Genomic DNA, 23,371 nt, shown 5'->3' on the forward strand with positions numbered 1-23,371 from the left:
TCCGGTCACGGAGAAGCATGGGAGATCCGGACATGGGTGACGGCGGCCGCCGTCATGGCGACCGCCGTCGGAAGGAAAGGGAAGGGAAGGGAAGGGAAGGGAAGGGAAGCGTTCGGGAAAGGCCGGTTCCGTCAGATGCGGCGGCGGGCCCGGTCGCGCAGGGCGGAGGCGCGGACGACCACCGCGATGAAGAGCAGCGCGGAGGCCGCCGCCGCGTACACCCAGGAGTTGGCGAAGCCCATCGCCGCGCCCACCGCGCCGAGCAGGGCCCAGGCGCCGAGGATCACGAACACCCCGGTCCAGGCGATGTCCGAGACCCGGCTGCGCAGTTGACCCCGCTGCACCGTCCCGCGCTCCAGGGGATCCATCGTCCCGTCAGCATGCATGGGTACCACCCTCCAGTCCTGGACGCTCGACGTGCTCGGGCGTACTCGGGGCGTGCTCGGCGGGGTGCCGCCCCGGCCAACCACCGCCACTCGCCCGCCCCTTGGGTCTCCGTATATCCCCTACGACCCTTGCTACGCCTTGCCGAAGGCGATCAGGGTGCCGTCGGCGGCCGGAGCGAAGAGCCGGCCCTGTGCCGTGGCGAGACCGGGGACGGTCCAGCCGGTCATATCCGACTCACGCGGGATGTTCTCCATCGGATGCGGCTCGGGGTACAGCCGGTGGGTCCAGACCGCCGCGCCGGTGCGCTCGTCGAGGACCACCAGCCGGCCGCCGCCGTCCTGGACGTAGACGAAGCCGTTGGCGACCAGCCGGACCGTGGCCACCTGGCGGGGGCTGGTGTAGCTCCAGGACGGGCGGTACGCCGCCGTGGTGTCGAGCGCCCGGACGGTCCCGGCGTGGGTGACGAAGGCGTGCCGGGTGCCGAAGGCCACCGTGGCGTCGGCGGGGAAGGAGCGCAGGACGGCGCCGGTGCGCTGGTCGTACGCGGTCACCTCGTCCTTCGCGGAGCCGCCGGAGCTGTCGCGGAGCCAGAGCGCCCCGGCGCCGAGCACCACCGGGTTGCTGGGGCCCGCGGTGCGGTCGGGGCGGTCGAAGCGGCGCAGTTCGCGGCCGGTGGCGCGGTCGAGCAGGTGGTACGAGACGTTGTCGAAGCCGATCCACACCCCGGCCTCGTTCACCACGATGTTGCCCGGGGCGTGGTCGACGAGCGGCGCCGTCCACAGCCGGCGGCCGTCGGAGGCCCGGAAGGCGTACGCGGTGCCCCGGCCGTCCTGGCCGTAGAGCACCCCGTCGTACCAGGTCGGCGGGGAGGAGCAGATACAGCCCGGGATCGTCGCGGTCCACGTGCGCCGACCGGTGGCCGGGTCCCAGGCGGCGAGGCCGCCGTCGCCGGTCAGGGTGTGGACGAGCCCACCGCCGTAGGTGAGGTTGGCGCCCGGGGTGGAGGTGAGGAACCGCTGCGGCCACAACTCCTTGCCGGTCGCCGCGTCCAGGCCCACCAGCTGCATCCGGGGGCCGCCCTCATCGCCCCGGTCGGCGTTGACCACGGCGAACACCGTGCCGCCGACGGCGACCGGGGCGGACACCGCCTGGCCGAAGTCCCGGGACCAGAGCTTCTTGTACGGCGGGGCCGCGGTGGCTCCGGCGACCGCGCTGTCCCCGCGCGGGTTGGCACGGTAGCCGAGGGTGGCGTCCCGGGCCTCGGCCGGGTTGACCGTCGGCTTGGCCACGCTCTTGGCCGTCCGCCCACCGGGGGCGGGGGACATCAGCGGTGCTCCCACCACCGGAGCCGCCGCCCCGGCGTCCACCGCCAGCAGCGCCGCCGCCAGGGCGAGCGCGCACCCGGCCCCGCGTCGAGCGCGCCCCGCCCCGGCGGCTCTTCCGGCCGTCGTCCCGCTCATCGAATCCCCCTCAGGATGACCGCCGCGGCGGTCCCATCGGCCGCCGGGCGTCGGTGGGCGCCGGGGGCACCGTGCCCGCCCGTCCGCACACCACTGATCGCACTGCCCGGGATGCGGGGACGCAGACGGCCCGGAACAGGCCAGTCCGGCCCGGCGCCGCCCTGACGAATGGCTGAAAACATTCGGTGCGGGTGAGGCGGCGCGTTAGGCGACGGGGGTCTGGGCCGGGTTCCTGGGTGCCACCACGTTGTCCGGCGCGGCGGCGTCCGCCGGGGCCGCCGCCACCGACCCGGCCCGCAGCCTGTCGTACCAGGCCGTGCAGGCCTCGTACGAGGGGAGCAGCCCGGCCGCCTCCGCCTCGGCCAGGGTCGGCGCGGCGGCGTCCTTGTCGGAGAGGAGCGGCGGCAGGTCGGTGGGCCAGTCGATGCCGAGGTCCGGGTCGAGCGGGTGGACGCCGTGCTCGCGGGCCGGGGCGTAGCCGCGGGAGCAGAGGTAGACCACGGTGGCGTCGTCGGTGAGGGCCAGGAAGCCGTGGCCCAGGCCCTCGGCGAGGTGGACCGCGCGGTGGTCGCGGTCGTCCAGGCGGACCGCCTCCCAGGCGCGGTAGGTGGGTGAGCCGGTGCGCAGGTCCACGATGACGTCGAGCACGGCCCCGCGTACACAGGTCACGTACTTGGCCTGGCCGGGCGGGACGTCGGCGAAGTGGATACCGCGCAGGGTGCCCCGGGCGGAGACCGAGCAGTTGGCCTGGGCGAGGTCGAGTCCGTGTCCGGCCGCCTCGCGCAGTTCGGGGGCGCGGAACCACTCGTGGAAGCTGCCGCGCGGGTCGGTGAAGACCCGGGGCTCCATGATCCACGCGCCCTTGATGCCCAGTTCCCGCATGATGCGTCCACCGCCCTTTCCGCTGTGCTCCGGTCGGTGGGCACAACCGGGGAGCGGGCGGGGCGTCACCCGGGGTGCGGCCGATCGGGTGGCGGGGTTACGCCGTGAGGGCGGCGACCGCCGAGCGGGCCAGGTCGTCCAGATAGCCGGCCGAGGTCGGGGTGCGGACCACCACCAGCCGCCAGTACAGCGGGCCGAGGACCAGGTCCAGCACCCGGTCCGGGTCGGTGTCCGCCGGGAGTTCGCCGCGCTCGACCGCGGCGCGCACGATCCGGGCGGCCACGCCCTGGCGGCCGTCCAGCAGGACCGCCCGGACGGTGTCGGCGATCTCGGGGTGGCGGGCGGCCTCCACCAGCAGGTCCGGCACCACCTGGGAGACCAGCGGGTGGCGCAGGGCGTGCGCGGCGACCTCCAGGACGGCACGGACGTCCCCGTGGAGCGAACCGGTGTCCGGGACCGGCATGCCCTCGGCGGCGACGGCGGTGATCAGATCCAGGACGAGCGCCAGCTTGGACTTCCAACGCCGGTAGACGGCGGTCTTGCCGACGCCCGCGCGGCGGGCGATGCCCTCGATGGACATCCGGGCGAAGCCCACGGCGGCCAGTTCCTCGAAGACGGCCGCGCGGATCGCCTCGGTCACGTCCTCCCGGAGCACCGCCGCCCCGGCGGGGGCCCGGCGGGGGGAGGGGCGGTCACCAGGGGCCGAAGGGGCCGGGGCGGGGTCGGTGCTCATGGCGGCGATCCTACGCGGCGAGGGCCGAGCGCGCCCGTGGCGACGAAACGGTTCCGTTGCGACGCGGGACGGGATCGGCGTACAGTCCGATGCGTGACGACGAGACGGTACCGTCCCGTCGCCCACCCCCACCTCCCGCCCGAGAGAGGACGGCCGCCGTGTCCGCACCGGCCCTGGCTCCCCCATCCCCACCCGTCGCCATCCCGCCGCCGCCCGCCGAGCCCGCGGCAGACCTGAAGGCCCTCGCACTGCGCCATGGGCTGACCGTCAGCGGCGCCCGGCCGCCCCTCCCCCGCTACCTCCGGCAGCTGTGGGCGCGGCGCCACTTCATCACCGCCTTCGCCACCGCCAAGCTCACCGCGCAGTACAGCCAGGCCCGGCTCGGGCAGCTCTGGCAGCTGGCCACCCCGCTGCTCAACGCGGCCGTCTACTACCTGATCTTCGGGGTGCTGATGAACACCCGGCACGGGGTCGCCGACTTCGTGCCCTTCCTGGTCACCGGCGTCTTCGTCTGGTCGTTCACCGCCGGGACGATTACCGCCGGGACCCGGGCGATCAGCGGCAACCTGGGACTGGTCCGGGCGCTGCACTTCCCCCGGGCGAGCCTGCCGCTGGCCGTCGCCCTCCAGCAGCTCCAGCAGCTGGGGTTCTCGCTGGCCGCCCTGGCGGTGATCCTGCTGGGCTGCGGGACCACCCCGGGGCCGTCCTGGCTGCTGGCGGTGCCCGCGCTCGCGCTCCAGGCGCTGTTCAGTACGGGGGTGGCGATGGCGATGGCCCGGCTGGCCGCCCGTACCCCCGATCTGGCGCAGCTGGTGCCGTTCGCGCTGCGGACCTGGATGTACGCCTCGGGGGTGATGTGGAGCGTGAAGCACGTGGTGGCCGAGGGGCACATCCCGCGCCTGGCCGGGCTGGCCCTGGAGCTGAACCCGGCGGCCGTCTATATCGGCCTGGTCCGCTTCGCGCTCATCGACAGCTTCACCGCCGCCCAGCTGCCGCCGCATGTCTGGGCGGTGGCGGCCGGGTGGGCGGTGCTGGCGGCGGTGGGCGGCTTCGTCTGGTTCTGGCGCGCGGAGGAGGTGTACGGCCGTGGCTGATGCCCGATCCGGCGAATCCGGCGAGCGGGTCCCGACCGTGGTGGTGGACGGGGTCCATGTCCACTACACCGTGCACGGCGGTGCCACCGCCCGGCGCGGTGCCGGGGCCGCGGCCACCCTCGCCCGGATGGTGCCGCGAGGGCGCGGGGCCGCCGCGCCCCGCTCCCGTACCGTGCACGCCGTCAAGGGGGTGAGCTTCGCCGCGTACGAGGGCGAGGCCATCGGGCTCGTCGGCAGCAACGGCTCCGGGAAGTCCACCCTGCTCCGGGCCATCGCCGGGCTCCAGCCGCCCACCGAGGGCCGGGTCTACACCCACGGCCAGCCGGCCCTCCTCGGGGTGAACGCCGCCCTGATGGGCGACCTCACCGGCGAGCGGAACGTGATCCTCGGCGGGCTGGCGATGGGCATGTCCCGGCAAGAGATCCGCGAGCGGTACGCCGGGATCGTGGAGTTCTCCGGCATCGACGAGAAGGGTGACTTCGCCTCACTGCCGATGCGCACCTACTCCTCCGGCATGGGCGCCCGGCTGCGCTTCTCCATCGCCGCCGCCAAGTCGCACGAGGTGCTGCTCATCGACGAGGCGCTGGCCACCGGTGACGCCCGTTTCCAGCGGCGCAGCCAGCAGCGGATCGCCGAGCTGCGCGCCGAGGCCGGGACGGTCTTCCTGGTCAGCCATGGCAACGCCGCCATCCGGCGCAGCTGCGACCGGGTGCTCTGGCTGGAGGCGGGGCGGTTGCTGATGGACGGGCCGGTGGACGAGGTGATGGACGCCTACGAGGCGCACACCGGCGCCTGAGGCGTCTACCGCCGATGGGGCCGAACGGAGGTGCACAAAGGGCGCAAAAAGGTCAGATCGGGTTAGCTTTCGGCTGATGGCTACCAACAGTGCAGAACAGGACCCCGAGCGCACGGACGTCGGGCCCACCGACATCGGGCCCGTGGACCCCGGGCCGACGGATATCTGGCGCACGGACGGCGAGGCGCCTCCTCCGGAGCTCCAGCCGGGCGCGGCCGGGACGCGCGCCTTCCGCCGGACCCGCCGGACCCGCCGCCGCGACGCCGACGACCGGCCGGTGGCCGAGCACACCGACCGCGGCAAGCGGGTGCCGCCGCGCCGGGCGCCGCTGTTCAGCGACCGCACATCGGTACTGCCGCTGGCCGTGGTCTGGCTGCTCACCCGCGGGCTGATGGTCGTGCTGCTGCTCCGGGACAACCTGGGCATCGGCGGGGTGTCCCGCGAGGTCTACGCGCTCTACCAGCACTGGTACCAGCTGCTGGCCGACCGGACCTTCCCGCCGGGGGACGTCACCTGGCAGTACCCGCCGGGCGCCGGGCTGGTGATCCTGGCCCCGGGCGCGGCGCCGCAGCTGCTCACCTACTTCCAGGTGTTCGTCGCCCTCACCCTGCTGGCCGACGCCGCCATCGCGTTCGCCCTGGTGCGGCGGGGCGGCGGCGGGGCGTGGCTCTGGGTGGGTGGCCTGCCGCTGCTGCTGCATCTGCCGCTGGCCCGCTACGACCTGTTCCCCGCCGCGCTGGCGGTCTTCGGGCTGCTGGCACTGCTGGCGGGGCGGCACCGGCTCGGCGGGGCGCTGGCCGGTCTGGGCGCGATGGTGAAGCTGTGGCCGCTGCTGATCCTGGCCGGGCTGCCGCGCGGCCGCCCCTCGCGGCGCGGCTGGGCCTCGGCGCTGCTGGCGGCGGGCGCGCTGCTCGCCGTACTGGTCTGGGGCTACGCGCATGTGGGCGACTTCGCCGAGCAGCAGGGCGGCCGGGGGCTGCAGATCGAGTCGCTGGGCGGCAGCGCGCTGGCGCTGGCGGGGCTGGCGGGCTGGTGGCACGGGGAGGTCCGCTACCGCTATGGCGCGTTCGAGTTGGCCGGCCCGTACACCGGCAGCGCGGCGCAGCTGGCGCTGGCCCTCTCGGTGGTGGCGCTGGGCTGGCTGCTGCTGTGGCGGTGGCGGTCCTGGGCGTGGAGCCCGGCGACCCCGGCGGACGCGGCGCTGACCGCGGTGCTGCTGTTCACGGTGACCAGCCGGGTGATCAGCCCGCAGTACCTGGTGTGGCTGCTGGCGCTGGCGGCGGTCTGCCTGACCTGCCGGGACAGTGTGATGCGGCGGCCCGCGCTGCTGATGGTGCCGGCGGCGGCGCTCACCTCGCTGGGGTATCCGATCCTCTACGAGGACGTGATCGCGCTCGGCCCGCTGGGCACCGTGGCGGTGGCGCTGCGCAACGCGGTGCTGCTGGCGGCGGCGCTGCTGGCCTGCCGCCGGCTCTGGCTCCAGACCGTGCCGGGCCCGCCCTCCCTCAAGGGGCTGTAGACCCGCGTACGCATAGCCCGCGTACGCATATCGCCTGTATATCGCCTATACGAGGAGGGCGCCCCCGGCCATCAGGGGGCGCCCTCCTCTTTCTCTTCTCAGGCCGTCAGACGTGGGTCCGCAGCAGGGTGCGCATGGTGCGCATGGCCACCGAGAGGTTCGCCAGGTCGAAGGTGTCCGAGCCCTGGATCTCCTCCAGGGTGGAGCGGGCGCGGCCCAGGATGGCGGCGTTCTTCTTCTCCCAGGCGTCGAACCGCTCCTCCGGGGTGGAGGTGCCGTTTCCGGCGGCCAGCACCTCGGCGGTGAGGGCCGCGTGGGCGGCGTAGAGGTCCTCGCGGATGGAGGCGCGGGCCATGGACTGCCAGCGGTCGGAGCGGGGCAGCTCGATGATCCGGTCCATCAGCTGGGTGATGGAGAGCCGGTCGGCGAGGTCGTAGTAGACCTCGGCGACGGCCATCGGGTCCTTGCCCGTGCGGTCGGCGATGGCCACGATGTCCAGCGTCGGGAACGCGGAGGAGAATCCGGCCACCCGCAGCGCCAGCTCCTCGGGGACGCCCGCGCCGGTCAGCTCGGCCACGATCCCCTCGTACCAGTCCAGATCGGCGCCGCGCAGCAGCTGCGGGAGCTTGGACCACACCTGCTCGACGCGCTCGGCGAAGAAGGAGATGGTCTCGGCGAGCTGGAGCGGCTGCGGGCGGTTGCCGAGCAGCCAGCGGGTGCCGCGCTCGATGAGCCGGCGCGAGTGCAGCCGGATCCGGGTCTGGCCCTCGGCGTCGACCCGGTTGTCCAGGCCCTCGACGGCGTCCCAGACCTCGCCCAGGCCGAAGATCACCCGGGCGGCGGTGTGGGCGCGGACGATCTCCTCGATGGAGGCGCCGGTCTCCTCGCGCAGCCGGTGCAGGAAGGTCGAGCCGCCGGTGTTGACGGTGTCGTTGACCAGCACCGTGGTGATGATCTCCCGGCGCAGCGCGTGGGCGTCGATCTGGTCGGCGAACTCCTCGCGCAGCTTGGTCGGGAAGTACGCGTGGAGCAGCTGCGTCAGATACGGGTCGTCGGGCAGCCCGGTGTGGATCAGCTCCTCGGCGACGGTGATCTTGGTGTACGCGAGGAGGACGGCCAGCTCGGGCTGGCTCAGGCCCTTGCCGCCGTTGAGGAGTTCGCGGATCTGCCGGTCGTTGGGCAGGAACTCCAGGGCCCGGTCGAGCCTGCCCTCGCGGCCCAGTCGGCGCATGAACCGCTGGTGGGCGTGGAGCAGGGAGGCGGACTGGGCGACGCCGTTGGCGAGCGCGGTGTTCTGCGCGTAGTTGTTGCGCAGGACGAGCGAGCCGACCTCGTCGGTCATCTCGGCGAGGATCTTGTTGCGCTGCTTGACGGTCATGTCGCCGTCCGCGACCAGCGCGTTGAGCAGGATCTTGATGTTCACCTCGTGGTCGGAGGTGTCCACGCCGGCGCTGTTGTCGATGGCGTCGGTGTTGACCCGGCCGCCGGTGCGGGCGAACTCGATCCGGCCGAGCTGGGTGAGGCCCAGGTTGCCGCCCTCGCCGACGACCTTGACCCGCAGCTCCTCGCCGTCGACCCGGATGGCGTCGTTGGCCTTGTCGCCGACGTCGGCGTGCGACTCGCTCGCGGCCTTGACGTACGTACCGATGCCGCCGTTCCACAGCAGGTCCACCGGAGCGGAGAGGATGGCCCGCATCAGGTCGGCCGGGGTCATCTTGGTGACGCCGTCCGCGATGCCGAGGGCCTCGCGGATGTGGGCGTTGACCGGGATGGACTTGGCGGTACGGGGGTGGATGCCGCCGCCCGGGGAGAGCAGCCCGGCGTCGTAGTCGGCCCAGGAGCTGCGGGGCAGCTCGAACAGCCGGCGCCGCTCGGCGTAGGAGGTGGCGGCGTCGGGGGTGGGGTCGATGAAGATGTGCCGGTGGTCGAAGGCGGCGACCAGGCGGATGTGCTCGCTGAGCAGCATGCCGTTGCCGAAGACGTCGCCGGACATGTCGCCGACGCCGACGACGGTGAAGTCCTCGCTCTGGGTGTCGTGGCCCAGCTCGCGGAAGTGCCGCTTGACCGACTCCCAGGCGCCGCGGGCGGTGATGCCCATGCCCTTGTGGTCGTAGCCGGCCGAGCCGCCGGAGGCGAAGGCGTCGCCCAGCCAGAAGCCGTAGGCGGTGGCGACCTCGTTGGCGATGTCGGAGAAGGTGGCGGTGCCCTTGTCGGCGGCGACGACCAGGTAGGTGTCGTCCTCGTCGTGGCGGACCACGTCGGCCGGGGGCACGACCTCGCCGGCCACCAGGTTGTCGGTGATGTCCAGCAGCGCCGAGATGAAGGTCTTGTAGCTGGCGATGCCCTCGGCCAGCCAGGCGTCCCGGTCGGCGGCCGGGTCGGGCAGCTGCTTGGCGACGAAGCCGCCCTTGGCGCCGACCGGCACGATGACGGTGTTCTTCACCATCTGCGCCTTGACCAGGCCCAGGATCTCGGTACGGAAGTCCTCACGCCGGTCGGACCAGCGCAGACCGCCGCGGGCGACCTTGCCGAAGCGCAGGTGGACGCCCTCGACGCGCGGGGAGTACACCCAGATCTCGAACGCCGGGCGGGGCGCCGGGAGGTCGGGGATGGCCTGCGGGTCGAACTTCATCGAGACGTAGGCGTGCGGCCGGCCGTCCTGCGCCTTCTGGAAGAAGTTGGTGCGCAGGGTGGCCTTGATGACGGTGAGGAAGGAGCGCAGGATGCGGTCCTCGTCGAGCGAGGCGACCTGGTCCAGGGCCCCGTCCAGCTCCTCCAGGAGGCCGTCGGTCAGCTCGGTGCCGGCGCTCTGCCGGCCCGGGGACATCCGGGCCTCGAAGAGGGAGACCAGCAGCCGGGTGGTGTGGACGTTGTGGCGGAGGGTGTCCTCCATGTAGTCCTGGCTGAAGGTGGAGCCGGCCTGCCGCAGGTACTTGGCGTAGGCGCGCAGCACCATGGCCTGCCGCCAGTTCAGCCCGGCGGCCAGCACCAGCTGGTTGAAGCCGTCGTTCTCGGCGCGGCCGGTCCAGGTGGCGGCGAAGGCCTCCTGGAACCGCTCGCGGGCGTCGTCGGCGAGGTAGTCGCCGTTGCCGACGGCGCCCTCGGGGAGCTTCAGCCCGAAGTCGTAGACCCATGCGTGGGTGCGGTCGGGGCAGCGCAGCTCGTAGGGGCGCTCGTCCACGACCTCCACGCCGAGCCGGTTGAGCACCGGGAGCACCGCGGACAGCGAGATCTGCGGACCGGTCTTGTAGATCTTGAAGCGGCGCTCGCCGGGGGCGGAGCCGACCGCCTCGTAGAGCGAGAGCGCGAACTCCTTCTCCCCGTCGACCAGCTGCTCCAGATGGCCGAGGTCGGAGACGGCGGAGCGCGGGGAGTGGTCGGCCTTGTAGCCCTCGGGGAAGGCCCCGCCGTAGCGGCGCATCAGCTCGGCGGCGCGCTCCTCGCCGAACTCGGCGTTCAGCGCCTCGCCGAAGCCGTCGGACCAGGAGCGGGCGGCCTCCACCAGCCGGCCCTCGATCCGCTCGGCGTCGGCGTCGGTGAGGGCGGCCAGCTCGGTCCCCTGCGGGACGCGGACCACGAAATGGATACGGGAGAGGATCGACTCGGTGTTCCAGGCGGTGAAGTCGACGCTGGTGCCGCCGAGCTCCTCCTTGAGGATGTCGATGATCCGCAGCCGGACACCGGTGGTGTAGCGGTCGCGCGGCAGGTAGACGAGGGCCGAGTAGTAGCGGCCGTACTCGTCCTGGCGCAGGTAGAGCCGCAGCCGGCGGCGCTCCTGGAGGTACAGGACGCTGGTGACGATCTCGCGGAGCTTGTCGGCGGGCGTCTGGAACAGCTCGTCGCGCGGGTAGGTCTCCAGGATCTGGAGCAGGTCGCGGCCGTCGTGGCTGTTGGGCGAGAAGCCGGCCGCGTCGAGCACCTCGGCGACCTTGCGGCGGATGACCGGGACCCGGCGCACCGACTCGGTGTACGCGGCGGAGGAGAACAGCCCGAGGAAGCGGCGCTCGCCCACCACGTTGCCCTCGGCGTCGAACTTCTTCACGCCGACGTAGTCGAGGTAGGACGGGCGGTGGACGGTGGAGCGGCTGTTGGCCTTGGTGAGGACCAGCAGGCGGTGCTCGCGGGCCTTGGCCCGGGCGTCGGCCGGGAGCCGGCTGAAGGAGGGGGAGACCGGGTGCGCCTCGTCCTCGTCGTGCTGGGGGTCGGAGCGCAGGATGCCGAGGCCGGTGCCGGGTACGGCGGTCAGCGCGTCGTCGCCGGTCAGGTCGTACTCGCGGTAGCCGAGGAAGGTGAAGTGGTCGGCGGCCAGCCAGCGCAGCAGCTCGCGGGCCTCCTCCACCTCGGTGTCGGAGACCTCCGGGGCGGCCGGTTCCTTCGGCAGCTCGTCGGCGATGCGCAGCGCGGACTCGCGCATCTTGTCCCAGTCCTCGACGGTCTCGCGGACGTCGGACAGGACGCGCAGCAGATCGCCGGTGATCTGCTTGAGGTCGGCCCGGTCGGTCTCGCGGTCGATCTCGACGTGGATCCAGGACTCGGTGAGCGCGTCGTGGTGCTCCTTGGCCGCGACGCGGTCGGCGAGCACCTCGATGAGCTTGCCGGTGAGGTCGCGGCGGACGTAGACCAGCGGATGCACGACGACGTGGATGCCGCGGCCCTGGCGGGAGAGCTCGTTGGTGACCGAGTCCACCAGGAAGGGCATGTCGTCGGTGACGACCTCCACCACGGAGTGGCTGCAGGTCCAGCCGTTCTCCTCCACGGTGGGGGTGTGGACGCGGACGTTGGCCGTGCCCTGGGGCCGGTTCTCGGCCAGCCGGAAGTGGGAGAGCGCCGCGCCGAAGACGTCGACCGGGTCGCGGTCGGCGAGGTCCTCCGGAGCCGTGTGCAGGTAGTAGCGCCTGAGGTACGCGAGAACGGTGTCCCGGTCGGGTCGCTCGTTCTCGGCCCCAGTCCGGAGTTGCCCCCCGACCGGGCTGTTCTCAGCTACCCGGGCCGCCCGTTCGAGCAGCTCGGCCTTGGCTTCGTCCAGCTTGGTCTGCATGTCCTCTGGCTCCTGTCGCGCGCCGTTGCGTGACGTAGGTGAATGAGAAGGAGACACGACGCCACGACGACACGGGGTTACCGGTCTGGGGTGACGCTATGCCGCCATGAGAGATGTCCCGGCCGTTCTCGGCCATTTTCCCCGCCCTGGCCGAATGACGCGGTGAACGCGAGGACCGCGGCGAGCGCGGTGGACGCGAGGACCGCGGCGAGCGCGGTGGACGCGGTCGACGCGCGGGATGAGGCGCACCGGTGCGGCGGGACGTTTCAGCGCTCGCCCGGGTGCGGTGGCACTCCGGGCGCGGGCCGCGGGCTCCGCTGCCCGCGAGACGTATCGCGCTGATCACGGGTCCAGGCTATCGTCCCGGCCCCCCGACTCGTCAGTCGCCGGATTCGTACAAATCCCAGCCGAAAACTTCGCCAGTCTGGACAGACCCTGCACGCCGAGGTGACCCCTGATGACCGAACGAATCCTCATTGTGACCGGAGACGCGGCGGAGTCCCTGGAGGTGCTCTACCCCTACCAGCGGCTCCTGGAGGAGGGGTACGAGGTACACATCGCCGCGCCCACCCGCAAGCGGCTGCGCTTCGTGGTGCACGACACCGAGCCCGGCCACGACACCTACACCGAGAAACCCGGCTACACCTGGCCCGCGGACCTCGCCTTCTGCGAGGTGGAGCCCAGCCGCTACGCCGCCGTGGTCATCCCCGGCGGCCGCGCCCCCGAGTACCTGCGCAACGACCCGGAGCTGCGCAAGATCGTGAAGTCCTTCTTCGACGCCGACAAACCGGTGGCCCAGATCTGCCACGGCCCCCTGCTCACCGCCGCCGTCGGCGCCCTCGACGGCCGCCGCGTCACCGCCTACCCGGCCCTCGAACCCGACATGCAGTCCGCGGGCGCCACCTACCGCGACGTCCCCACCGTGGTGGACGGCCCCCTAGTCTCCGCCCGCGGCTGGCCGGACCACCCCATGTGGATGCGGGAGTTCCTGGGGGTGCTGCGGGGAGTGCGTGAGGCGGCGGGGGGTGAGGTCTCCTGAGGTCGGGCGGGGAGGTCCCCTGTAGGTACCGTGCGTCCCCTCAGGCGGCTATCTCCTCCGCCACCCGGACGGCCTCCTCCAGGGTGTCCACCACCGGCACGCCGACCCGCTCCAGGCTGGCGCGGCTGTGCGAGCCGCCGGTGTAGAGCACCGCCCGCGCGCCGACATGGGCGGCCGCCACCGCGTCGTCCGCCGCGTCCCCGATGACCACGATCCGCTCGGGCGCCACGCCCTCCAGGGCGGCGAGGTGGCGCACCATGTGCTCGGCCTTGCCGCCCAGCGCCGCGCCGACCCGGCCGTCCACCCGCAGGAAGTGCTCCTCGATGCCGTGCCGCCGCACCACGGGTATCAGCTGCTCGTGCGGGGCGAGCGAGAGCAGCGACTGGGTGAGGCCGGAGGACCGCCGGGCCGCCAGCAGCTCCGCCGCGCCCACGGTGAGCGCGCAGGCGTCCGCGCCCGGCCAGTAGTGGCGGTGGAAGGCCGCGTCCATCAGCTCCCACTCCTCACCCGACGGCAGCCGCCCCAGCAGCCGCTCGTAGAACGCCGTCACCGGTACGCAGTACAGCTCGCGGTAGCGCTCCAGGGTGAGCGGCGGCAGGCCCATCTCCGCGAAGGCGGCGTTGGTCGCCGACATCACCGCGGCCATGTCGTCGAACAGCGTGCCGTTCCAGTCCCACACCAGGTGGGCGTGGTGCTTCCCCGACGTCCCCGTGCGCTTCACCATGCCGAAAACGGTACCGGCCACCTCTGACAACGCCCCGGCCCGGTGTCCCCGGCAGCTCTCACCCGGCCGCGATCAGCCCCGGAATCTCCTGCACCCCGAACCACAGCAGCTCGTGGTCCTCCGCGCCGTCCACCACGAACTGCGCGTCGTCGTCTCCGTGGTCCGCCGCGCCCAGCGCGTCCGCCGCGGCGGAGACATCCGCCTCGGCGTCGTCCGCGTCCACATGCACCGCGGCCGCCTTGGCCAGCGGCACCGCGGTCGCGAGCCGCACCTCGCCGACCGAGGAGTGCTCCAGCAGCCCGTCCGGGTCGGCCACTGCGTCCCCGTCCGGCACGTCCACGGCCACCACCACCCGGCGCCGCGGGAGGTCCGGGGCGGCGGCGAGCATCCGCAGCGAGGCGGCGGCGGCCCGGCTGAGCGCCGCGTACTCCAGCTCCTCGATGTCGTCGGAGACGTACCACTCACGCAGCCCGGGCGTCACCCCGTACGCCGTCAGCGGGCCGGGGCCGAGCTCGCCCGCCGTGTGCGCCTGTGCGAGACCGGCGAGGGTCAGGGGGACGTACACGCGCATGGAAGGTCGCTTTCGTCGTCGTCAGTCGACCTCAGGATACGTGCGGCGTCCCTCGTGGGAGTGGGTGGTGGGGGTCCGTCGGCGTCAACCCGGTGCCCCGCGCCGCTGCTCGGCCCCCTCTCCCATGGCCCCCCGCTCACCCCAACCGGTGACGACCTGAGTAGATCACCCTAGGTAATCACCCCATTGCCCAAAGTCGCGTTCTCCCGTAAAAGATGCTCACCGAAAGTTACCGCCCGGTAGGCGCCGGGCCTCAGCGAACGGGGCCATCAGCATGAGCACCACCGCGACGAGGACGACCAGCGGACCGGCGGGCCGCCGCGACCGGAGGGCGGCCGCCACCCGCCCCCGCACCGCCCGCCCGGCCGCCGGGACCGGCCCGGCCCGGGGTACATCCCTCCTGCGGACGCCCCCGCGTCCGCTCCCTCCCCACCACCTCTTCGCCGAGCGCCTGCTCGCCGTGCTCAGCGGCGAGCGCCCGGTGCACTGGATGCTGGGCCAGACCGTCGGCAAGGCGTACGACCAGCTGATCCGGCTCGCCCCGACCACCCCGCTGCGCGGCCGCGGCACCCGCCCCGTCGTCCGCCGCTGCGGCGGCCACCGGCTGGGCACCGATGTGGTCGAGGCGTTCGCCAGCATCGCGGCCGGCGAGCAGGTACGCGCCATGGCCTTCCGCCTCGAACGCGGCCCCGACCACCGCTGGCGCTGCGCCGCCGTGGAGCTGGGCACCGCGCATGGATGAGGCGGGCGCGGTCGGCCTCCGGGGGCAGCTCGGGGAAGCTCGGGAAGGGTGGCGGGCCGCGCCCTGCGGCTGGCCCTCGGGGGGGCCGGGTCCGCGGCGAGCGCCTGGGGCCCAGCAGCCTGCCGGTGGGGCCGGGGTCTCGGCCCGGGCTTCCGGATCCGGCCCGGCTCCGGCTCGGGGTCCGGGGCCGGAAGTCGGCTCCCGGGGCCAAGGCGGAGCGCCGGGCAGCCAGTCGCTGGGGCCCGGGACCAGGTCGGCCGGGTCGGCTACTGGCCTCCCGGCTCCGGCCTGGCTCCGGCTCGGGGTTCGGGGACGGGGAAGCCCGCTCACGGGGCCAAGAGCCAAGCACCCCGGGGGCCGGGGCGGCCGGCGCTCCGGCTTCCGCGGCCAGGGCACGCGGCTCCCTGGGGCCGGGGCCGGAGGCCGGGTTGGCTGGCTTCCCGGCTCGCGCGGCCAAGCACCCGGGCCGGGGACGCGAGCCGGTGGCTTCGGCGTACGGCTTGTGCGGGTACGGCAGGCCCGCCAGCCGTGGGGGCACCCACGACCGCCCACCGGCCCCGTCGCGCCCGGACCTCGCGCCGTTCGGCGTGCACAACCCGGCCCGGCTCCCCGCGGCCGGGGCAGGCGGCTCTCCGGTGGCCGGGGGCGGGTCGGCTGGCTTACCAGGGACCGGGGGCCGATTCCTGGGGCTCAGGACCCGAGCCAGACGGTCGGGCGCGGTCTGCCCCCGGGGGACCCGGGCGGGCCCCCGGTCCCCGTCCTCGCCTGACCCTGGTCCGCGACCGGCGCCGCGCCCATACTCACCGCATGGACCTGGAGGCGCGGCATCTTCGGTGCCTGGAGGCGGTGGCGGCGGCCGGGAGCCTCAACAAGGCGGCGCATCTGATGGGGCTGTCCCAACCGGCGCTCAGCGCGCAACTGCGGCGGATCGAGGCCGTGGTGGGCGGGTCGGTCTTCGAACGTGGCCCGCGTGGCGCGCGGGTCACGCCGCTGGGCGAGGTCCTGCTGCCGTACGCGCGCGAGGTGCTGCGCGGCCTGGACGAGCTGGCCCGCGCGGTCGAGGGGCACCACGCGGCGGCGGGCGGGCGCCCGCTGCGGCTCGGGGTGCGGACGACACCGCTGGCCCTGCTGCTGTACGAGGTGGCGACCCGCCTCTTCCCCGGCGACGTCGCCGAGTTGACCGTGCTCGACCGCTCGGCCGAGGCGCTCGCCGCCCTGATGCGCGGCGATGTCGACCTGGTGCTGCATACCGACTTCCCCGGCCGGCCGATCGTGCCGCCCGCCGAGGTGCAGATGGCCGAACTGGGCACGGAGCCCCTCTTCGTCGGACTGCCGGACGGCCATCCGCTCACCGCCCGCACCGAGATCGATCTGGCGGAACTGGCCGGAACCACCTGGCTGGCGGCGGTCAACGGCGACGACGAGTTCGACCGGCACCTGATGGAGCAGTGCCGCCTCGCCGGCCACCCGACCATGGTGGCCCGCACCGTCGAGCCGTTGCTGCTGGTGCAGTTGATGCGCCGCGGCGGCCCCGTGGTCACGGTCATGAACGCGCTGAGCAGCGGGCTGACGATCCCCGGAGTGGTCCGGGAGCTGCGGGGCAGCCCGGTCCGTACCCGGCACGTACTGATGTGGCGCCCGGACGGCGGGCTGGTCGACGAGGAGTTCGCCGGCCGGCTGCGTACGGGCCTGCTGGACGCCTACCGCGCGGCCCTCCCGCACAGCGGGCGCGTACCGGGGTGGTGGGAGCGCAACCCGGGCTGGCTGGGCTCCGCCCCGCCCGGCGGCTGAGGGGCCGGCTGTAAGGGCGGCTGAACGGCCTCCTCAGCCGCGCGGCCGGTGGTCGGCGGCCGGGCCCGGGGGCGTGGTGCGCCAGTCCGGGTGGCCGGCCAGCCAGGCGCGATACGCGGGCGCCGCCTCGATGATCTCCCGCTGGGCGCGCACCAGATGCTTCCACAGGCTCCGTATCCACTCCTCCGGCAGCGGCCCGCCCGGCCGCCAGTAGAGCACCGTGGCCATGGTGAGCGGTTCACCGCGCAGCGGCAGCAGCACCAGCCCGGGCGCCGGCCGGCTGCCCGGCATCATCGGCAGGACCGCGCGGTCCTCCTGCACGAGCGCCAGCGCCTCCGCGTACTCGGCACCGCACACCGCCACCGGATGACCGGCCCGCCGGCAGGCCTCCGTCAGTTGCGCGCCCAGGCCCTCGTCGGACCCGGGCGGCAGACACCAGCGCTCGCCGGCCAGTTCGGCGAGGTCGGCCTCCGACCGGGCGGCGAGGCGGTGTCCGGCACAGACGCCCGCGAAGAGCGGCTCCACGGCGACGACCGCCCCGCACAGCTCCCCCTCCGCCAGGTCCACCGGATCCGCCGCCCCGGGTACGGGAAAGTGGGTGACCAGGGCGGCATCGGTACGCCCGGCGGCCAGCGCCGCCAGATGGCCGGCGGAACCGGCCCCGGTGGTGATCTGCACATCGCTGCCCGCCACCAGCGGCACGGCCACCGACAGATGGGCCACCAGCAGACCCGGCGCACAGCCGATCCGTACCGCCGCCGGCCAGTCGTCCTCCCGGTGCCGGGCCACCGCGGCGGTCATCCGCTCCACCGAGTCCAGCACGGAGCGCGCGTGCGCGACGACCACCTCACCCAGCGGAGTGGGCAGCGACCCCCTCGACCCGCGCCGGAACAGCGGTCCCCCCGCGGCCCGTTCGGCCTGGGCCAGCGCCTGGGACACCGACGGCTGGGCCATGCCGAGCCGCTGCGCCGCGAGCGTCAGGCTGCCCTCGTCGGCGATCGCCTTGACCACCCGTAGCTGCCGCAACTCCAGGCTCATAGGCGGACCTTAGAACGGGTTGGGATTACCGGGGAAGCCGCGGGATTTCCATAGTGGGTTCACCCGACGGGAACCGGAACCGAACATCCCGGTCCCTCCCCCCACTCCTTCACGGAGGACTCCTGTGTCTCCCCGCTCCCTGATACGCGGTGTGCTGGGCACGCTGATGCTCGCCGCCGCCGCGTTGTCCGCACCCGCCGCGGCACAGGCCGCCCCGGCCCCCATCGTCGGCGGCAGCCAGGCCACCGAGACGTACTCCTTCATGGCCTCCCTCCAGCAGCAGGGCCGCCACGGCTGCGGCGGCTCCCTGATCTCCTCCCAGTGGGTCGTCACCGCCGCCCACTGCGTCACCAGCCGGCAGGGCGGCCAGACCCCGGCGCAGCAGATCCAGCTGCGCATCGGCTCGAACGACAACACCCAGGGCACCTCCGCCGCCGTCCAGCGCGTCATCCGCCACCCCCGCTACAGCGGCAGCGTCAACGGCGGCAACGACATCGCCCTGCTCCAGCTGCGCACCCAGGTGCAGAACCAGCCGGTCTCCATCGCCTCCGGCTCGCCGGGCGAAGGCTCCTCGACCCGGCTGCTCGGCTGGGGCCAGACCTGTCCCCAGCAGGGGTGCCAGCAGCAGCTCCCGCGCAACCTGAAGCAGCTGGACACCCGGATCAACCCCGACCGGATGTGCGCCTCGGGCTTCAACGGCTCCAATGAGCTGTGCGTGTACGGCTCCCCGCAGGCCACCGCCTGCTACGGGGACTCCGGCGGCCCCGCCCTGGTCGGGGGCTCCGGCCGCTGGGAGCTGGTCGGCGCCACCAGCCGGGCCGGGCAGAACGGCAACACCTGCGGCACCGGCAACGCCACCATCTACACCGATGTCACCGCCCACCGCCAGTGGATCAGCCAGAACACCGGCGGAGCCATCAGCTAGTCCCGACCGGATCCCGACCGGATCCTGACCCGGTCTGAACCATCCCGCGTCGGCGGCTCCTGGGTGGCGGCCCTCCGCCGGGACCAGTCGGCGCGGGCACCTCGGGTGCCGGGGGTGCAGGTCCCGGCACCCGGGCCCGTACCGCGAGCGCGGGGGACGCCGCGAAGAGGAGGTACGGCGGTCCCGACAGCCGCACCGCGTCCGGTACGAAGGCGGCGGAGCGGGTGGATCGGCGGCGCCCCTGGGGAGGGCCGCCCCGACCACCCGCCCGCCGCGCACCATGTCACCCCCTCCCCCCTCCCCCACACCACCGCACAGACCCACCGGGCAGGACCTGCCCGTGCCGACGCCCGTGGGGCCGGCGCAGCGCCACGAGGCTGCGTCGGCCCCACGGGTCATTCCACCCGCCGCCCTCGGCGGCGAACCGCCCGAGGGCGGCTTGACCACGCAGTCCCCGGCCGGTGATCGTTGACCAGCCCCGACCTGATCATCAGCCGAGAGGAAGATCCGCCATCCCCACCACCACGACGCTCCACATCCCCACCCCGGACGGCCGTGCCGACGCCTTCGCCGCCTTCCCCGACCACGGTGAGCGGAGCCCGGGGGTACTGCTCTACCCGGACGCCTTCGGACTGCGGCCCGTGCTGGAGAAGATGGCCTGCGAACTGGCCGGGCACGGGTACGCCGTACTCGTCCCGAACATCTACTACCGGCACGGCCCGGCACCGGTGATCGACCTGCCCCCGCACATCGGGGAGGACATCCGGCCCGCGGTCTTCGACCGGCTGATGCCGCTGTACGAGGCGCACACCACCGAGCGCGTCCTGCGCGACGCCGACGCCTGTCTGCGGTTCCTCGCCGGCCGGCCCGAGGTCCGCCCGGGGCCGGTCGGCGCGATCGGCTACTGCCTGGGGGCCGTGCTGGCGATGCGCACCGCGGCGGCCCACCCCGACCGGGTGGCCGCCGTCGCCGGGTTCCACCCCGGCGCGCTGGTCACCGACGCGCCCGACAGTCCCCACCGGCTCGTCCCCAAGGTCAGCGCCGAGGTGCACCTCGGCCTCGCCGAGAACGACATGACGCCCGAGGTCCGAAGCGAGTTCCACCGGGCCCTGGACGCCGCGGGGGTCCGCTACACCACCGAGGTCTACCCCGGCACCGTCCACGGCTTCACCATGGCCGACACCGACGCCTTCCAGCCGGCCGGGCTCCAGCGCCACTGGGACCGGCTGCTCCCCCTCCTCGCCCGCACCCTGACCGACTGACCCGCCTTTCCGCGCCCCGACAGCCACCAGGCCGCCTGTCACGACCACGGGGCCGGGCCCGGAGCCACCGGCATCGACGCCCGGCCCCGCACCCGGCCCCGCAGGCCGTACACCTCTCCGGCCGGGGGAGCCCCCCGGCCGGACCAGGTCACTTCTTGCGGCGGCGCCCGCCGCCCTTCGCGGCCTTGCGGCGCTCCGCCCGCGTCAGACCGTCCGAGCCGGCGGTGGCGCCGGTCGGGTCGGTGTCGAAGTCGCCCTCGACGACCCCGCCCTCGCCGTCCACCGTGGGGGCGGAGAAGTGCAGTCGGTCCGGGCGCTGCGGGGCCTCCAGGCCCTTCGCGCGGATCTCGGGCCGCGCGCCGCCGCCCGCCGGCACCGCGTCCTCCTTGGTGAGCGAGGGACGGGCCGCGGCGTCCTCCACCGGGACCTCCTCGACCTGCTGCTCGACCTGGACCTCCAGGTTGAACAGGTAGCCGACGGACTCCTCCTTGATGCCCTCCATCATCGCGGTGAACATGTCGAAGCCCTCGCGCTGGTACTCGACCAGCGGGTCCTTCTGCGCCATGGCGCGCAGGCCGATGCCCTCCTGGAGGTAGTCCATCTCGTAGAGGTGCTCACGCCACTTGCGGTCCAGCACGGAGAGCACCACACGCCGCTCCAGCTCGCGCATGATGTCCGAGCCGAGCTGCTTCTCGCGGGCCTCGTACTGCTCGCGGACGTCGTCCTTGATGGACTCGGCGATGAACTCGGAGGTGATCCCGGCCCGGTCGCCGGCCGCGTCCTCCAGCTCCTCGATGGTCACCTTGACCGGGTAGAGCTGCCGGAAGGCGCCCCACAGCCGGTCCAGGTCCCAGTCCTCGGCGAAGCCCTCGACCGTCTCGGCCTGGATGTACGCGTCGATGGTGTCGTTCATGAAGTGCTGGACCTGCTCGTGCAGGTCCTCGCCCTCCAGGACGCGGCGGCGCTCGCCGTAGATGACCTCGCGCTGCCGGTTGAGCACCTCGTCGTACTTCAGGACGTTCTTACGGGTCTCGAAGTTCTGCTGCTCGACCTGGGACTGCGCGGAGGCGATGGCCCGGGTGACCATCTTGTTCTCGATCGGCACATCGTCCGGGACGTTGGCCATGGCCATCACGCGCTCGACCATCTGGGCCTTGAACAGCCGCATCAGGTCGTCGCCGAGGGAGAGGTAGAAGCGGGACTCGCCCGGGTCGCCCTGGCGGCCGGAGCGGCCGCGCAGCTGGTTGTCGATACGGCGCGACTCATGGCGCTCGGTGCCCAGCACGTACAGCCCGCCGAGGTCGCGGACCTCGTCCGACTCGGCCTTGACCGCCAGCTCGGCCTTCTCCAGAGCGGTGGGCAGCGCGGCGACCCACTCCTCCTGGTGCTCGACCGGGTCCAGGCCGCGCTGGCGCAGCTCGGCCTCGGCGAGGTCGTCCGGGTTGCCGCCGAGCTTGATGTCGGTGCCGCGGCCGGCCATGTTGGTGGCGACGGTGACGGCGCCGCGGCGGCCGGCCTGGGCGACGATGGTCGCCTCCCGGTCGTGCTGCTTGGCGTTGAGCACCTCGTGCGCCACACCGCGCTTGCTGAGCTGCTGCGAGAGGTACTCGGACTTCTCGACCGAGGTGGTGCCGACCAGGATCGGCTGGCCCTTCTCGTGCTTCTCCGCGATGTCGTCCACGACCGCGGCGAACTTGGCCACCTCGGTGCGGTAGATCAGGTCCGACTGGTCCTTGCGGACCATGGGGCGGTTGGTCGGGATGGGGACCACGCCGAGCTTGTAGATCTGGTGGAACTCGGCGGCCTCGGTCATCGCCGTACCGGTCATACCGGAGAGCTTGTCGTAGAGGCGGAAGAAGTTCTGCAGGGTGATCGTGGCGAGGGTCTGGTTCTCGTCCTTGATGTCCACCCCCTCCTTCGCCTCGATCGCCTGGTGCATGCCCTCGTTGTAGCGGCGGCCGGCGAGGATACGGCCGGTGTGCTCGTCGACGATCATGACCTCGCCGTCGATGACGACGTAGTCCTTGTCCTTCTTGAACAGTTCCTTCGCCTTGATGGCGTTGTTCAGATAACCGACGAGCGGGGTGTTGACCGACTCGTAGAGGTTGTCGATGCCGAGCCAGTCCTCGACCTTGGCGACGCCGGACTCGTGGATGGCCACGGTCCGCTTCTTCTCGTCGACCTCGTAGTCGCCGGTCTCCTCGATGCCCTTGAGGTGGTTGCCGGGCTCACCGCGGGTGAGGCGGGTGACCAGCTTGGCGAAGTCGCCGTACCACTTGGTGGCCTGGTCGGCGGGGCCGGAGATGATCAGCGGCGTACGGGCCTCGTCCACCAGGATCGAGTCGACCTCGTCCACGCAGGCGTAGTTGTGGCCGCGCTGGACCAGCTCCTCCTGCGACCACGCCATGTTGTCGCGCAGGTAGTCGAAGCCGAACTCGTTGTTGGTGCCATAGGTGATGTCGCAGGCGTACTGCTCACGGCGCTGCGCGGGCGACATGTTCGCCAGGATGCAGCCGACCTCCAGGCCCAGGAACTTGTGGACCCGGCCCATCATCTCGGAGTCGCGCTGGGCGAGGTAGTCGTTGACCGTGATCAGGTGCACGCCCTTGCCGGAGAGCGCGTTGAGGTACGCGGGCAGGGTGCCGACGAGGGTCTTGCCCTCACCGGTCTTCATCTCGGCGACATAGCCGAGGTGCAGCGCGGCGCCGCCCATGATCTGGACGTCGTAGTGGCGCTGGCCGAGCACCCGCTTGGCCCCCTCGCGGACCGTGGCGAACGCCTCGGGCAGCAGGTCGTCCAGGCTCTCGCCGTCGGCGAACCGCTGCTTGTACTCGTCGGTCAGGGCGCGCAACTCGGCGTCGGAGAGGGCGGCGAAGTCCTCTTCGATGGAGTTGACCTGGTCCGCGATGCGGTGCAGTTTGCGCAGGATCTTGCCTTCGCCTGCACGCATGAGCTTGTTGAAGACGGACACTGAGGCTGGTCTCCTTGCCGGTCGGGCCTGGCACTGGGTCTGGGTCCACACGGTCCGGTCCTGGACCGCCGTGGACGCTGGCACGGGCACGGCAGGTGGGCCCCACCGCATCGGCCATCGTAAGCGAGGACGCCGCCGCGCCGGGAGGTGCGCACCCCGCCGCGTACCACAGCCGCCCGCCGCCACGGCACACCGCCCTGCCAGGAGAACGCACAGAAGGCCCGGAAGGTGCCGCCCGATCCGAAACCGGCCCCCGGGACCTCCCCCGCCGGGACCTCCCCGCCGGGGCCCGCCCGCTCGGCCGGAGGCGGGCCGGGGAGACAGGCCGGGGAGGGGGCCAGGGAGGCGGGCCGGGGGCCGATCGCCGAGCCCCAGCCCCGCGCCCCGCGGCCAGGGCCC

At 73.2% G+C, this 23,371-nt stretch carries 17 protein-coding genes; 8 read left to right on the forward strand and 9 right to left on the reverse strand.

The genetic code is table 11. From position 1 onward, the window contains the following. Nucleotides 1–131: 131 nt before the first annotated feature. From ABZ945_RS22560 to ABZ945_RS22575, 4 genes are all read right to left on the reverse strand, one after another. Nucleotides 132–386: a hypothetical protein gene (locus ABZ945_RS22560; RefSeq protein WP_361272332.1), complete on the reverse strand. Its 255-nt coding sequence runs from the start codon at nucleotides 384–386 to the stop codon at nucleotides 132–134. Nucleotides 387–518: 132 nt separating this feature from the next. Beyond that, nucleotides 519–1,847, reverse strand: a complete 1,329-nt coding sequence (locus ABZ945_RS22565; protein WP_361272335.1) for a PQQ-binding-like beta-propeller repeat protein — start codon at nucleotides 1,845–1,847, stop codon at nucleotides 519–521. Nucleotides 1,848–2,051: 204 nt separating this feature from the next. Beyond that, nucleotides 2,052–2,729 carry a dTDP-4-dehydrorhamnose 3,5-epimerase gene (gene rfbC / locus ABZ945_RS22570; RefSeq protein WP_361272338.1) on the reverse strand — a complete coding sequence of 226 codons (678 nt, stop codon included), beginning with the start codon at nucleotides 2,727–2,729 and terminating at the stop codon, nucleotides 2,052–2,054. Between the two features lie 97 nt (nucleotides 2,730–2,826). Then, nucleotides 2,827–3,462 (reverse strand): TetR/AcrR family transcriptional regulator, encoded by a 636-nt coding sequence (locus tag ABZ945_RS22575; protein ID WP_361272341.1) that lies wholly within the window; start codon nucleotides 3,460–3,462, stop codon nucleotides 2,827–2,829. Nucleotides 3,463–3,620: 158 nt separating this feature from the next. Here ABZ945_RS22575 and ABZ945_RS22580 point away from each other — a divergent pair, with 158 nt between their 5' ends. The 3 genes from ABZ945_RS22580 (at nucleotide 3,621) to ABZ945_RS22590 (ending at nucleotide 6,871) form a co-directional block, all read left to right on the forward strand. Then, on the forward strand, nucleotides 3,621–4,556 hold the full coding sequence (locus tag ABZ945_RS22580) for an ABC transporter permease (protein ID WP_361272343.1): 936 nt from the start codon (nucleotides 3,621–3,623) through the stop codon (nucleotides 4,554–4,556). Beyond that, nucleotides 4,549–5,352 (forward strand): ABC transporter ATP-binding protein, encoded by an 804-nt coding sequence (locus tag ABZ945_RS22585; protein WP_361272346.1) that lies wholly within the window; start codon nucleotides 4,549–4,551, stop codon nucleotides 5,350–5,352. Before ABZ945_RS22580 ends, ABZ945_RS22585 begins: the two co-directional genes overlap by 8 nt. Nucleotides 5,353–5,428: 76 nt before the next feature. Continuing rightward, complete coding sequence (locus ABZ945_RS22590) at nucleotides 5,429–6,871, forward strand: glycosyltransferase 87 family protein (RefSeq protein WP_361272349.1); 1,443 nt, start codon at nucleotides 5,429–5,431, stop codon at nucleotides 6,869–6,871. 106 nt (nucleotides 6,872–6,977) lie between these two features. On the opposite strand, the gene ABZ945_RS22595 is transcribed toward ABZ945_RS22590, so the two are convergent. Beyond that, nucleotides 6,978–11,909, reverse strand: coding sequence for an NAD-glutamate dehydrogenase (locus ABZ945_RS22595; RefSeq protein WP_361272352.1), 4,932 nt, complete (start codon nucleotides 11,907–11,909; stop codon nucleotides 6,978–6,980). Nucleotides 11,910–12,366: 457 nt separating this feature from the next. Between ABZ945_RS22595 and ABZ945_RS22600 the strand changes: the two genes are divergently transcribed. Beyond that, complete coding sequence (locus ABZ945_RS22600; protein WP_361272354.1) at nucleotides 12,367–12,948, forward strand: DJ-1/PfpI family protein; 582 nt, start codon at nucleotides 12,367–12,369, stop codon at nucleotides 12,946–12,948. A 40-nt stretch (nucleotides 12,949–12,988) separates the two neighbouring features. Here the strand turns inward: ABZ945_RS22600 and ABZ945_RS22605 are convergent, their stop codons facing one another. Together ABZ945_RS22605 and ABZ945_RS22610 are read right to left on the reverse strand one after the other, a co-directional pair. After that, on the reverse strand, nucleotides 12,989–13,672 hold the full coding sequence (locus ABZ945_RS22605) for an HAD family hydrolase (RefSeq protein WP_361272357.1): 684 nt from the start codon (nucleotides 13,670–13,672) through the stop codon (nucleotides 12,989–12,991). 58 nt (nucleotides 13,673–13,730) lie between these two features. Then, nucleotides 13,731–14,243 (reverse strand): hypothetical protein, encoded by a 513-nt coding sequence (locus ABZ945_RS22610; RefSeq protein WP_361272359.1) that lies wholly within the window; start codon nucleotides 14,241–14,243, stop codon nucleotides 13,731–13,733. A 274-nt stretch (nucleotides 14,244–14,517) separates the two neighbouring features. On the opposite strand from ABZ945_RS22610, the gene ABZ945_RS22615 reads away from it, so the two are divergent. Together ABZ945_RS22615 and ABZ945_RS22620 are read left to right on the forward strand one after the other, a co-directional pair. Then, nucleotides 14,518–14,985, forward strand: a complete 468-nt coding sequence (locus ABZ945_RS22615; protein WP_361272362.1) for an Rv3235 family protein — start codon at nucleotides 14,518–14,520, stop codon at nucleotides 14,983–14,985. 807 nt (nucleotides 14,986–15,792) lie between these two features. Next, nucleotides 15,793–16,776 carry a LysR family transcriptional regulator gene (locus tag ABZ945_RS22620; protein ID WP_361272364.1) on the forward strand — a complete coding sequence of 328 codons (984 nt, stop codon included), beginning with the start codon at nucleotides 15,793–15,795 and terminating at the stop codon, nucleotides 16,774–16,776. A gap of 33 nt (nucleotides 16,777–16,809) precedes the next feature. Here the strand turns inward: ABZ945_RS22620 and ABZ945_RS22625 are convergent, their stop codons facing one another. After that, nucleotides 16,810–17,814 (reverse strand): LysR family transcriptional regulator, encoded by a 1,005-nt coding sequence (locus tag ABZ945_RS22625; protein ID WP_361272367.1) that lies wholly within the window; start codon nucleotides 17,812–17,814, stop codon nucleotides 16,810–16,812. 124 nt (nucleotides 17,815–17,938) lie between these two features. On the opposite strand from ABZ945_RS22625, the gene ABZ945_RS22630 reads away from it, so the two are divergent. Continuing rightward, complete coding sequence (locus tag ABZ945_RS22630) at nucleotides 17,939–18,739, forward strand: serine protease (protein WP_361272369.1); 801 nt, start codon at nucleotides 17,939–17,941, stop codon at nucleotides 18,737–18,739. A gap of 512 nt (nucleotides 18,740–19,251) precedes the next feature. After that, on the forward strand, nucleotides 19,252–20,001 hold the full coding sequence (locus ABZ945_RS22635; protein ID WP_361272412.1) for a dienelactone hydrolase family protein: 750 nt from the start codon (nucleotides 19,252–19,254) through the stop codon (nucleotides 19,999–20,001). Between the two features lie 148 nt (nucleotides 20,002–20,149). On the opposite strand, the gene secA is transcribed toward ABZ945_RS22635, so the two are convergent. Continuing rightward, nucleotides 20,150–22,972, reverse strand: coding sequence for a preprotein translocase subunit SecA (gene secA, locus ABZ945_RS22640; RefSeq protein ID WP_361272373.1), 2,823 nt, complete (start codon nucleotides 22,970–22,972; stop codon nucleotides 20,150–20,152). Between the last annotated feature and the right edge of the window lie 399 nt (nucleotides 22,973–23,371).

The organism is Streptomyces sp. NPDC046887 (assembly GCF_040644755.1).
GTDB lineage: Bacteria > Actinomycetota > Actinomycetes > Streptomycetales > Streptomycetaceae > Streptomyces > Streptomyces lichenis.